Genomic DNA, 12,668 nt, shown 5'->3' on the forward strand with positions numbered 1-12,668 from the left:
ACAGCTATGAATTTAACAAAAATTTTTGATATGCAAAAAGAGCTCGATAAACAAATTGCTAAAAAGAGCCAAGACGCAAACCCTGATTTAAATGTTGAAGATATCAAAGTTCAAAAAACTCTAGCACTAATCATTGAAGCAGCTGAATATATTAATGAAGTACAAAGCTTCAAATATTGAAAAATTCACAAGGATATTAAAAAATCTGCAGTAACTGAAGAGTTTGCAGACTTAATTCACTTTTTGGTCAATTTTTCATATAAATTTGAAATTGATCCCGAAATTGAGCCTTTAATTTTAAGTGATGATATCAACATACAATTTCAACAACTATTTATTGCAATAGCTGATATTATGAAAGATATTAATAAAGCTAACATTCTTAAAGCATTTCAAGTAGCACTTGGAAGTTTTGTTATGTTAGGTTACAATTATGATGATTTATTTGCAGCTTATGAAGCTAAAAATCGCAAGAATTATGAAAGAATTGCAAATAATTACTAATTACACAATAAAAAGCTATATAATAATATAGCTTATTGCCTTAGTGGTGGAATGGTAGACGCTGCGGACTCAAAATCCGCTGGAGCAATCCGTGCAGGTTCAAGTCCTGTCTAAGGCACCATATGACTCCTCGGAGTCTTTTTTTGTGCCCTAATTTGTAAATATTTCCAGCATCTTGAATAATAAATTAAAAAATATATAATAAAAATGAGATAAAAATAAATAAATGATACAGGAGTAGACATGAAAAAGAATTTATTAATTACTTTAAGCACTATTACTTTACCAGTTATATGTACAATAGCTACTAATTGCAATCACAATAGTACAAATGATGCTAGCGATAACAAGATTGATAGTCAAGATCTTAAAATTGACAAAGCAAACATTCCAAGTGAATTATCAGCTTATATAAAGCAAGATAATATAGGAACTAAAATAAGTGATAAAGAATATTATAAGCTTATGGTAAAGGCTTATACGAATTTATGCTTTCTAAAAAATAAAAGTGTTGATCAAAGTTCTGAACAAGCCATTAGATCAATTGATAGTAAAATATTGAACGAAAAAGATAAGGAAGAATTAATCAATGCTGTCGAAAATTTAGATAGTCTTTATGAAATTGTGGACAATGATTTTCCAACTTTTAAAATGAAAAATATATCTAATTATCAAGGATTTGAAAAAACAATTGCTAAGAAGAAAATTACTAAGGCAGAACATTTATTCTTGTTAATGTGCGATAGACTTAATTCAATTATAAATGATGAAAGTCACACATCACTTACGCTAGAAAGAAGTTCGGATATGTTCGAAGTTCGCCATAAGATATGGGATTTAGTACAAATGATATTATGAGCAACATCAAATGGTGATTGTCTATTAGTAAATGAAAAAATAGACTTAGATGTCTTTGCTCCAACAATACAGTTCAATCCATTTTGAAGTAAGCGATATATTGAACCAAGTTGTGGATACATATATAACATTAATTTTGATAAAGTTAATGATAACCCATATGCAAGAATGAGTGCGCAAATCGCAAAGCAAATAATAGATTGAATCTTGAAAGATAAAACTTTTATAACTTCATCAGCACTCCCAAATGATTATGATGCGATATTTGATTCTAATGAAAATGCAATTAAATATATTAATTTTAAAAAAGAAGTGCACTCAAAATTAAATGATAATAAGAAAATCTTTGATATTATCTTTTATTACTAATTCCTAGACCTAAAAATACTCCATATGATTATTAAATGGAGTATTTTTGAAGTAAAAATTATTATCACAAAAGCTAACATTTAGTAAAATTGAATAAATAAAAAATAAAGGAGAATTATGAGAACAGTTAAATTCGCAAATAAAGATTATAACCTTGCTGGTACAGCACCAGTTGTTGGTAATGAAGTAGTACTTCAAGGTGCCAAGGAAGGTAAATTTGACCAAAGCACACCAAAACGTGAAAACAAGTATTTAGTGTTAGGAACATTCCCATCTGCTGATACAATGGTGTGTGATATGCAAATTTTAAGAATGGCTGAATTATCACATAAATATAAAAATGTAGATTTTGTGACTTTTTCAATGGATCTTCCAACTGCTTTAAGTAACTATGCAGAAGACCACGAAACAGGTAGAGTGCAATTATATTCAGACTACTTAGCACACGATGTTGCTCGTGGTCTTGGAGTATTAATTGAACAATTACAATTATGCGCTCGTTCTTTATTTATACTAGATGATCAAAACAAGATTAAATATATGCAAATAAACGAAAACACAAATGAGCAAGTTGATTTCAAATCAATGGAAGCTAAATTAAATGAATTATTAAAGGAAAATTAAAATGGATAAAAAATATGAAAAATTAGCTACTCGTTTAGCTAAATATATGTCAATTGAAGCAATATCTCGCTTCGAAGAACCAGTTGCAAATGAACTAAGAGCTAACATCAAAAACAAATATGAAATCAGTAGAGATGCTTTTGGCTCAATTATTTTCCATAAACCTTCTAAAGTTGCAAATGCACCTAAAGTAATGCTTGCAGCTCACATGGATGAAGTTGGTTACATGGTTAAATCAATAGCTGACAATGGTAACATCTTAGTTACAACAATTGGTGGTGTATGACCAAGCGTTGTAATTGGAACTAAAGCTACTGTTGTTTCAAATGCTACTGGAAAAAGATTTGAAGGTGTATTTGGACACACTTCAATCCACATCATGGATAGAGATAAAATCACTGTAGCTATTAAAGAAGCTGATTTATTTGTTGACCTTGGATATGCAAACAAACAAGAAGTGCTTGAAGCTGGAATTGAAATCGGAGATAAGATTTTCTTATCAGGTGAAACAATCCACTTTGCTAACAACATTATTGGTGGAAAAGCTATGGACAATAGAGCTGGTGTTACTGCTTTAGAATTTATTGCTAATAACCTAGCTGACTTAGATTTAGCTTGTGATTTATACCTAGTAGGAACTGTACAAGAAGAAGTTGGAACTAGAGGTGCTAAAACTTCTGTTTCAATTATTAACCCAGATGTAGCTTTTGCTGTTGATACAGGTGCTTCACATGATACAACTGGATGTAAACCTGGTACACCAGTACTTGGTAAAGGTGTTTCTTTACTAGTTAAAGATGGTGGTACATTACCTGATCCAAAATTACTTGCAGTTTTAATGGATATTTCAAAGAGAAAAGATATTCCTGCTTATAAATATGTAGCTGAAGGTGGTGGAACTGACGCTGCTGAATTACAATATGGTGAAGGTGGAGTTTCAGTAATGACAATTTCAATCCCTCAAAGATACTTGCACTCACCAATTGGTTCATGTTCTCTTGTGGATATTCAAGCTACAATTGATTTAATGACAGAATTTATCAAAGAATTTTCACCTGAAGTATACGCTGAAAAAATCGCATATAAATAATAAGTAACTAAAATAACTACTAGCGAACTAGTAGTTATTTTTCTATATAAATTTTAAGTCAAATGTCTCATTATTTTGCATTTGATTTAACTTGTTATAAGTGGCTTGATCTAACTTTAGATAAATGTTGAAAATACTTAATTTAACATTTTTAGGGAAGTTATAAGCTAAAGCAATCTTTTTATTTGGATATAACACTGTATCTCAACCAGCGGGTACTATATAATTTTCATCCTTATATGCTAGTGAGATTTGTAATTTTTCACCCTCAAAGTTTAATGTAGCAGCTAAGCTTTCGGGTTGAGCTAAAATCACATTACCTTGAGCATTGAATACAGGATTTTGTAAGATTGAAATAAGTGAAATACCCAGTGATTTGAGCTGATTTTGATTAACTTGTAAGCGCATTAAGTAATCTGTATTAGCTAGCTCTTTATCTTGCGATAATTTTGTACCAAAATTAGGACTTGGGACATTTGCTAGTGTATTAAAGCTACCTTGTTTTTTAGACACAAGAGATAGATCAAATTGCACATTATTATGTAAGTTGCTTTTTAGGTGCAATTTTTTATCATAAACTAAGTCATCAATAATGTAATTTGAAATTATATGGTAATTTTCTCTTCTTAAACTATTAATTTCGCTAATATAAGCATCATTACCAAGTTGATTTGCAGCTACTACAAAGGCATGGGGATCAATAAATAAGTAGTCAGTTACTAAGTTATTTCCTTCCTTACTAATAAGCATTTTCATTTGATTGTTCATTGAACTAACTGAGGAAGTAAAGGCATTATTTTTATTTAAATCAAGTGATTGTAAATAAAATGATCCAAATTCTTTTTTATAAGTAGCAATAATTTGGTCCAAATTGCTAAAGGATAGTTTAATTCCTGCATTATATGAAGCATTTACGACAATGCTGTTGGTTTTAACTTGATATAAGGTCTTAACTTGCTTTAAGTTATTTTTAATAGTTTGCGCAAAACTAATTATTTTAGCTTGATCAATTGACTTATTAGCCTGCAAGGTAGTTATATTAGTTAGAATATGACTGTAAATTGAATTTAGATAATAAATTCGGTAAATGGCTTGCACATTAGCAAATTCCTCTTGCAGATTGTAAGAAAAGTTTTGATTAATATCAAAATATTGGTTTAATGTCACTAGCATTTCGTTACATTCATTTATTGTTTCATCAACAAAATTTTTCATAGCTTGAGCCAGAATAAAGCTAGTTATATTTGGCTGTTGAAAAATAGCTTGAAATTCCTTATATTTTGCAGCAAAAATATTATCATTTTGTACTTTCTGCTGCGCAAATGGTAAGAAATATTTATTAAAGCTACTTGGTTTTTCTAGCCGATAAGATTTAATTTGCTCTCTTAGGGCTAAGTTAACTTGACTTTGTTGCAAAATATAGTCAACTATTTCTTTTTGCATCTTAGTATAGTTATCTATAAAAACTTTTGCTTCATTAGAAAAGGCTTTAGCATATAAGTTCTTATGAATAGGATTGTTATTTTGAGTCTGTGAATGTTGACAGCTACTAGAAAGCGCTATTAGAGAAATACTTGGCAGTGTAAGTAATTTTGCTAGAGTTGTTCATTTCATACTACTCCTTAATTATTATTTTGTAATCTAAATAGGATACTTAATAAGCCAATATCATTGAGTTTATCATTTTCGCTTTGAATTTGACTTTGAACTTGATCAATTGGTGCTTTAACTGTATTTAAAATAGAAGTAACTTGAGATTTTACTAAGGCAATATCACTATATTGATTGATTGAAAGTCCATGGTCTTGAGCTTTGCTAATTCATTCTTGGATTGTTACTTTAGCATCTGCAATTTGAGAGTCTAATGCTTCCATGTTTTTATCATAGCTGTTTTTAGCAGTGCTTAAAGCATCTTTAATTTGCGCAAGAACTTTTTTGGCATTTTCTTTAGCTTCATTTGATGAATCTTTTGAAGCTATAATTGTTTCTTGCTTGTTTTTTTCTACATTAATTTTTTCAATTTGATCATTATAGTCTTTTGTTTCACTATCTTTTTGTGCTTCAAGTTCCTTAATGGCATCTTGAATAGTTTTTTGACTTTGATCCTTGCTTGGAGCAGCATCTAAATAATCTAATATATTATTTAATGCTTGCATTCATTTATCAACAGTAATGTAGTTCTTTCCATCCTTAACAGTAATAATTTGAGCTAACTTACTATTATAATAGTCTGTTGAATTCATACCATCACTAGGTTGATATTTAGGAATTAAGAAATTCTTTACTCATGGTAAATACTTACCTTCAAGTACTATTTGTTTATTTTCTAGTTCTTGTCTAGTTTTAATTAAACCAGGAATTTTAAATAATTCGTTATAAAAGAATTTGTTATATAAGTCATCATTAATCCCAATGTAAGCTTCAACATTTAATGTTGTATTTTTATTTACTAAAACAAAGTTGTAGTTTTCGAAAATTAGTTGATCTCATTGATTAATAATAGATCTATTTCCTTCTAATCCTGCATATAAGGAGTCAAAGACTAATAAGTTTTGTCCTATTAAATAGTTTTTAACTGCATTTAATCCTCTGATACCAAATGGTAAATAACCATTTGTGGTGTCAAAGAATGCTTTCATTTCTGGACTTTCTTGTGATGGAGAGACAATTAGACCTAATGTACCAGCTACTTGGCTAGGCATAGTTACTTTGATTACATGGTTTACATTACTTGCATCAAACTTTTGAGCCAGTCCTGTAGTAATATCTGGTTGAGAAGCAAACTTTTTAGTTGTAGCATCACGATTATATATTGTGGATTTAAGGTAATCTGTTTCTTGCTTTTGAGAGTTAGAAAGAAAAGCTAATTTAATTCCTACATTTTCACCATTGACAAAATTATCATTAATATAACTAGGATTTAATGTTTTACCATGATTACTGTAATTAGTTACTAGATTTTGAATTGCTTCAGTTGCCTTTTTATCTTTTGCTGTTGCATCTTGTTTTAAAACTTGATCGACAGTTGTTAATTCATTAACATTTTTATCTGAAGTATTAAACTTAATATACACTGGGTTAGTGTTAAATTGATCATTTAATGTTTTTTCTGGTTGTCTTTGTTGTAAGATTTGTGCCATGAATTTTGTATAAAAAGGTTTAGTAACATTATTTTCAAATTCATTATGAATATTGCTAATAATATCGCTTAATTCTCATTTATCATTGATAATATTTTGTAATTGATAGTCATTAACATACTGTAATCATTTATTAATTCAAGTTTCGCTGCTTGCAATTAGTTCTGTAAGTTCTTTATTTGGTTGTTTTAATGTCTTGCTTAAGGATGACAACATATCATGCATTCCATAGTTTTTAATTTCTAATTGGAGTAAAACTGTTGGAACTAGTGAAAATTGAAAGACTTTTTTGGTACCATCTAAGTCATTAACAAATTTGTCTTGATATGCTTTTGCTTTATCAGCATTTACTTTTTCTGCTTGTCCAAGAATAGCTGCATAGGTTTGAATAAAGTTATTAAACATATCACCAATTGATTTGTGATTTTGAAAGATATTTCTATAAAAGTCAATAGGTTTTTCCATATCAACATTTGTTATCTTGGTCAAAATTGCTTGGAATGTTTGTTGCATTTGACTAGCAAAATTATTTACATTCTTAATATCATTGTAATAGTTGTAGAAAAGATTATCAAGCTTACTATTAGGGCTTGAAAGTGATAATTCTCCATAAAATTTATCAGCAATTGGTGCTAAGAATTTGTCATTCTTAGTATCAATAATTACTTGTGTAAAGTATTTATTAGCTTGATTTACATAAAGCTGGCAGACATTTCTGTAAGCTTCCACACTTTTAATAATTTCATTTTGTCCTGTTTTGTTTTTGTGATTACAGCTGCTTGAAACCATTGGCAAGGTAATACTTGCAATAGCTGAGCTAGCTAATAATAAATTTCTATATATTTTTTTCATAATTTTAATTATACTCCCTAAATTTAAAAGCCTAGGTAACTTGAAAGAAATCTCTAGGAATTGTTAAATACAATTTATTTTGTCACCCCCTTTTTTTTAGAAAATAATGGTTGATGTATAAGATTCTTATATGAATTTTAAAACAGACACAAATAAATAAATAAAGGCGCTAACAGATTATGAATTAAGTAAAACTATTTCTGATCTTAAAAAACATGCAGAAGGGTATAAAAATTATTACAAGTTAAGATAAAAAAGAATTTTAAATAAGAAAAAAATAAACAACGTGATAAAAGTGCTAATTTAGAAAGTGAATACGAAATCATTAGACAATTAGATATTCACTTTATTAGTGGTAATACTGTGGTTAAAAAACTTTGAAATACTAATAATACCACTGTTGATTTATCTCGTTCATATCTTAACTCATTTAACATTTCTAAATTAATTAACCTTGCTTCTAACATTCAAAGAGCCTCTTATATGCTATTACTTGATTTAGCTAATAAGGAAATGTGAAGAAACAAGATTTATAATGATGCAAAAAGACGGGAATTTGGGAAAGATTGAAATTCAACTTTCTTATTCTTAATCTTTGATGAAGGGCATTTAATGGTTGATAGAAAAAACCCAATGACAACTTCTTTCCTTGCTGAAACAGGTGCTCGTTGTCGTAAGTATTCTACTTCATTAATTATTGCTACCCAAAATGTTAAAACCTTTACAGGAGACCCTGAAATACTATATCAATCAACTCGTATCATTAACAACACCCAATATTCAATGTCGCTTGGTTTAAAAGAAAACGATATTGCTGAACTTGATAAACTTTGAGAACCAATTGGTGGTTTAACAGAACAAGAAAAAGAATATCTTGCTTCTGCTCAAAAAGGAGATTGTATCTTTTCTACTTCTTCTCAAACAAGAACTCAATTACAAATCGATATCGGTGGTGATATTGCATTTAGAAAATATGCTAACTTTATTAAAAATGATCACGAAGTTAAAAGTCAAGAAATCGAAGAAGAATAAAATAAAAGTAGGTAATTAAACCTACTTTTTTAATAATTATTATTCTTTTTATTTTAATTTATTAAATTCATTGTCCATTTTCTTTAATGTATTGTTCAATTTCAGCTTTTTGATCTTGGAATTCGGGTTTAATTTCAATAAATTTATTTTCATATAGTTTTTTCATAGTATAAACATTATTACCGTTTTCTATTTCTTGGTGATCAAAATCTTTGGCTTTTTTATCTAATGCATCATATTCTTCTTGGGTAATATTATCTTTACTTAATTCTTGAATTAATTGCTCATTAAATTGTTTTAATAACACATAATGATTAGATTTTTGAATAAGAACACTTTGGTTATCAAAATCTGCTGTTGGTTGGAATTTGTTAATTATTGGTAAGTATTTTTCAGTGATTTCTTGATTTTGTTCTAATAATTGTGATTTTCAGCTTTGAACACTTTTTACTAATTGTGATTGTGCTTCTTTTTTTTCTTTTTCTTCTTGTGTTTGCTTTGTAGAACAACTTGCTGCTACAATAGGCATTGCCATAATTGGAGCTAATGTAAGTGATAATAATGCTAATTTTCTTAATTTCATAATAGTTTCTCCTTAATGTTTTGTTTTTGTTATTACAGCTGCTTGAAACGTTTGACAAGGTAATGTTTGATATGGCTGATGCAACTAATAATAAATTTCTATATAATAATTTAATTATACTCCCTAAATTTAAAAGCCTAGGTAACTTGAAAGAAATCTCTAGGAATTTTATTACCTTTAACTAGGCTATTTTACTAATATTCCTATTCTGTAGGCATATTAGTAAAATTCGTCTTTTGATTTTTTTACTAGAAAATATGTACAAAAGTCATGAACAAAACCAAACTTTATAAGCTAAAAGTTAAAAAGATTTTTTTAAAGCTTATGCAAAAGGATAAAAGGAAACTGGTAAACAACATTTTTTGAAGTTTTTGTGGTATTATTTAAATACTATTTAAATATTTTAGGAGGAATGATGACTTCTTTAGTAGTTGTATTACTAATTATAGGTTTCTTAATTATCATAGTTTCATTCTTAATGTCACCTGATTCAAATGGTTTCTCAGGGGCTTTAGTTGGATCTGGTGATTTGGACTTATTTAAACATTCAAAAGAGAGAGGGGTAAAAAAGATTTTAAAATATTCAATGATTACACTAGGAACATTAATCATAGTGGGGTCACTAGTAATTAGAATCTTAATGTAATATGAAAAAAAATCTTATTTATGACTATATAAAAAATGGAAAGCCAAAAGCTTTCTTAGAAATTGCGAAACACTTTAAAATCTTACCAAGAGATAACAAATCACTTACAAGAGTGCTTTCAGAACTTCAAGGTGAGTATTTAGTTTTTAAAAATAATCGTGATGAATACTATGCACCAGTGCTAGAGGAAACAATTGAAGGTAATTTAAATGTTTCTCAAAAAGGAAACTTTGGTTTTGTTGACTATGATATTGACGAAGAAAATAACACTAAAAAAAGTGTTTATGTTAAATCATTTAACTTTAATGGAGCAATTAATGGTGACACTGTAAAAGTTAATGTTTACAAATCTGATCTTCCTGGAGGAGATGATTTAACCCATGGTGTAGTAACTGCTATAGTACAAAGAAACAACCAAGATGTTGTTGGTTTTATAAAGGAAAAAAATGACACCAAATACTTTGTACCAGTTGACAATAGACTGAAAACTAGCAAGTGAAAATTAATCTCTTCTACTGTTCCAACTAAGTTAAATGATTTAGTAACTTGCAACATTTTAGCTTATGAAGGAAACTGTATCGATATTCAAGTTGCTCGTGTAATAACAAATGAAGCTGACCCAATGGTGTTTGTTAAATCATATCTTGAACAAATTAAGGCACCATTATCATTCCCAGAAAATATGGCGCAGGAAGTTAGTCAAATACCAAGTACAATTGTGGCTGAAGATTGAAGCAATCGTAAAGACTTCCGTGATGAAATGATTGTTACTATTGATGGTGATGACACTAAAGACTTTGATGACGCCATCACAGTTAAAAAGCTTGCCAACGGAAACTACTTTTTAGGAGTTTATATTGCTGACGTTTCTTACTATGTTAGAGAAGAAACAGCTATCAATGAAGAAGCCTTAAAACGTGGAACAAGTATTTACCTTGTTGATCGTGTTATTCCTATGCTCCCAGTTGAATTATCTAATGGAATCTGTTCACTTAATCCAAACGAAGATCGTTTTGTTTTAGCTTGTGAAATGGAAATTGACCCACAAGGTAATAATGTTAATGTTGAAATCTCACAAGGAATTATTGAAAGTAAGTTTAGATTAACTTATAAAAACGTTGACAAGTTTTATAAAACAGGTTTATTAAATGAAAATGATGATCCTAATCAAGTTAAACGCTTAAAGGATATGTTATTAACTGCACAAGAATTAAGTTTAATTTTACATAAATACAAAATTAATGAAGGTTATGTAGATTTCGAAATTCAAGAACCTAAAATTAAACTTGATGAAGAAGGAAGAGTTAAGAGCATTGAAATCAATCCTCGTGGATTTAGTGAAGTACTGATTGAAGATTTCATGGTTAGAGCTAATGAAACTGTTGCTAAGTATTTATTTGATGCTAAATTGCCTGTTCTTTACCGTGTGCATGAAACACCTGATGAAGATAAGTTAACTTTATTAAAGAATTCACTTGCTGCCATTAATGTATCAGCAGCTGAATTGAAAGCTAATACAATTACACCTAAAATATTTGCTGATTTTGTTACAAAAGTTAAGAATGAGCGTGATGATGATTTTGTTAAATTAATGTTTTTACGTTCAATGCAAAAAGCTATTTATTCTGATAATAATATTGGACACTTTGGACTAGCATCTAAATTCTATTGTCACTTTACTAGCCCGATTCGTAGATATCCAGACTTAGTAATTCATCGTACCATTAGAAACTTTTTAATTAATAAAGAGCATGACAAGTTAGATGAATATAGAGAAATGCTACCTATTTTTGGAGATTTAAATACTAAGAGTGAGCAAAAGGCTGTTCAAATTGAACGGAATGTTAATGATTTAAAATTTGCTGAATTCTTAAAGAACCAAATTGGAAAAACCTTTAAGGTACAAATTTTAAGTATTTTAAACTTTGGATTCTTTGTTGAATTTGAATTTAAAGCTAGTGGTCTAGTGCATAAAAGTACCCTAATTGATGGTGAATATGAAGCTAATGATGTATTAACTAAATTAGTCTCAGCTAACCGTAAGTTTACTTTAGGGGATTATGTTGATGTAGTAGTGGTTGGAGTAGATTTAGTTGAAGGTAAAGTCGACTGTGTTTTAGCTGATTTATACCAAGACTATATAAACAAAAAACAAAAAGAAGAAGCTGAAAGAAACAATGCAAAGTTTAAGAAACAAAGAAAATAAACTAGTAAAAAACTCTTTAGGTTTTGACTCAAATTTATATGTTTACCAAGATAAAACTATGTTCAACTATTCAGTTGATACCATTTTACTTGGTAACTTTATTTATTTAACTCAAAAAACTACTAAGGCACTTGAAATTGGTACCAACAATGGTGCATTATCAATTTTTGTAGCTTCACGTTCAAGCAAATTGCAAATTGATGCAGTTGAAATTCAAGAAAAAGCTGCACAGCTAGCTAGACAAAATGTTGAAATGAATCAAATGCAAGATCAAATTAAGGTCATTTGTGCTGACTTTAATGATTTTTGAAAGCAGCATACTAAAGAAGCTAGAGCCAAATATCAAACTATTTTTTGTAATCCACCTTTTTATCCATATGATAAAAGTAAAATCAAAAAGGATATTAGTCAAGAAAAGCTAATTGCCACCCATGAAATTTATTTAAATTTAGAGCAATTAATTATGGGGTGCAGTAAAATAATAGAACAAAAAGGGTTTTTAACTATTGTGCTACCTGTTGAACGATTAGTTGATACTTTTGAATATTTACGTAAGTATAAATTTGAACCTAAAAGGATTCAATTTATCCTACCAAGAATTGATGATAAACCTAAATTTGCTTTAATTGAAGCTCGTTATCAAGCTGGGTGAGGAGTACATTTTCTTCCTAACCTTTACTTACATGACAGTAATGATAAGAATAATCATGCTTATTTACCTGAAATTAAAGCTTTATATAAGCCTAAAAAAGTTTAAGGAGCAA

General features: G+C 29.0%; 11 protein-coding genes and 1 tRNA gene. 9 read left to right on the forward strand and 3 right to left on the reverse strand.

The features are described from left to right. Window positions 1-6: 6 nt before the first annotated feature. The 5 genes from ACNQ2T_RS00685 to ACNQ2T_RS00705 all read left to right on the forward strand — a co-directional run bounded on the left by ACNQ2T_RS00685 (window position 7) and on the right by ACNQ2T_RS00705 (window position 3,445). Window positions 7-504 (forward strand): dUTP diphosphatase, encoded by a 498-nt coding sequence (locus tag ACNQ2T_RS00685; RefSeq protein WP_416755651.1) that lies wholly within the window; start codon window positions 7-9, stop codon window positions 502-504. Window positions 505-541: 37 nt separating this feature from the next. Then, a tRNA-Leu gene (locus ACNQ2T_RS00690) sits at window positions 542-625 on the forward strand. Window positions 626-747: 122 nt separating this feature from the next. Next, a complete protein-coding gene (locus ACNQ2T_RS00695) occupies window positions 748-1,731 on the forward strand; it encodes a hypothetical protein (RefSeq protein WP_418035732.1) in 984 nt (327 codons plus the stop codon). 117 nt (window positions 1,732-1,848) lie between these two features. Further along, the gene (locus tag ACNQ2T_RS00700; RefSeq protein WP_416741922.1) at window positions 1,849-2,355 is read left to right on the forward strand and encodes a redoxin domain-containing protein; all 507 of its coding nucleotides are present in this window, start codon (window positions 1,849-1,851) and stop codon (window positions 2,353-2,355) included. A gap of 1 nt (window position 2,356) precedes the next feature. Beyond that, window positions 2,357-3,445 carry a zinc-binding metallopeptidase family protein gene (locus tag ACNQ2T_RS00705; RefSeq protein WP_418035733.1) on the forward strand — a complete coding sequence of 363 codons (1,089 nt, stop codon included), beginning with the start codon at window positions 2,357-2,359 and terminating at the stop codon, window positions 3,443-3,445. A 42-nt stretch (window positions 3,446-3,487) separates the two neighbouring features. Here ACNQ2T_RS00705 and ACNQ2T_RS00710 read toward each other — a convergent pair whose 3' ends face one another. Both ACNQ2T_RS00710 and ACNQ2T_RS00715 read right to left on the reverse strand, forming a co-directional pair. Next, window positions 3,488-5,059: a hypothetical protein gene (locus ACNQ2T_RS00710; protein ID WP_418035734.1), complete on the reverse strand. Its 1,572-nt coding sequence runs from the start codon at window positions 5,057-5,059 to the stop codon at window positions 3,488-3,490. 8 nt (window positions 5,060-5,067) lie between these two features. Then, complete coding sequence (locus ACNQ2T_RS00715; RefSeq protein ID WP_418035735.1) at window positions 5,068-7,437, reverse strand: hypothetical protein; 2,370 nt, start codon at window positions 7,435-7,437, stop codon at window positions 5,068-5,070. Window positions 7,438-7,800: 363 nt separating this feature from the next. Between ACNQ2T_RS00715 and ACNQ2T_RS00720 the strand changes: the two genes are divergently transcribed. Next, window positions 7,801-8,469, forward strand: a complete 669-nt coding sequence (locus ACNQ2T_RS00720; RefSeq protein ID WP_418035736.1) for a putative type IV secretion/conjugal transfer ATPase — start codon at window positions 7,801-7,803, stop codon at window positions 8,467-8,469. A 61-nt stretch (window positions 8,470-8,530) separates the two neighbouring features. On the opposite strand, the gene ACNQ2T_RS00725 is transcribed toward ACNQ2T_RS00720, so the two are convergent. Then, window positions 8,531-9,052, reverse strand: coding sequence for a variable surface lipoprotein (locus ACNQ2T_RS00725; RefSeq protein WP_418035737.1), 522 nt, complete (start codon window positions 9,050-9,052; stop codon window positions 8,531-8,533). Window positions 9,053-9,467: 415 nt separating this feature from the next. Here ACNQ2T_RS00725 and secG point away from each other — a divergent pair, with 415 nt between their 5' ends. Genes secG through ACNQ2T_RS00740 form a run of 3 tightly spaced genes read left to right on the forward strand, consistent with a single transcriptional unit; the run spans window position 9,468 to window position 12,661 of the window. Next, window positions 9,468-9,698 carry a preprotein translocase subunit SecG gene (gene secG, locus ACNQ2T_RS00730; protein WP_416741926.1) on the forward strand — a complete coding sequence of 77 codons (231 nt, stop codon included), beginning with the start codon at window positions 9,468-9,470 and terminating at the stop codon, window positions 9,696-9,698. Between the two features lies 1 nt (window position 9,699). Then, window positions 9,700-11,904: a ribonuclease R gene (rnr, locus tag ACNQ2T_RS00735; RefSeq protein ID WP_418035738.1), complete on the forward strand. Its 2,205-nt coding sequence runs from the start codon at window positions 9,700-9,702 to the stop codon at window positions 11,902-11,904. After that, complete coding sequence (locus ACNQ2T_RS00740; protein WP_416755657.1) at window positions 11,876-12,661, forward strand: tRNA1(Val) (adenine(37)-N6)-methyltransferase; 786 nt, start codon at window positions 11,876-11,878, stop codon at window positions 12,659-12,661. Before rnr ends, ACNQ2T_RS00740 begins: the two co-directional genes overlap by 29 nt. Window positions 12,662-12,668 lie beyond the last annotated feature (7 nt).

This window comes from Mycoplasma haliaeeti (genome assembly GCF_048284645.1).
Classification (GTDB): domain Bacteria; phylum Bacillota_I; class Bacilli_A; order Mycoplasmatales; family Metamycoplasmataceae; genus Mycoplasmopsis.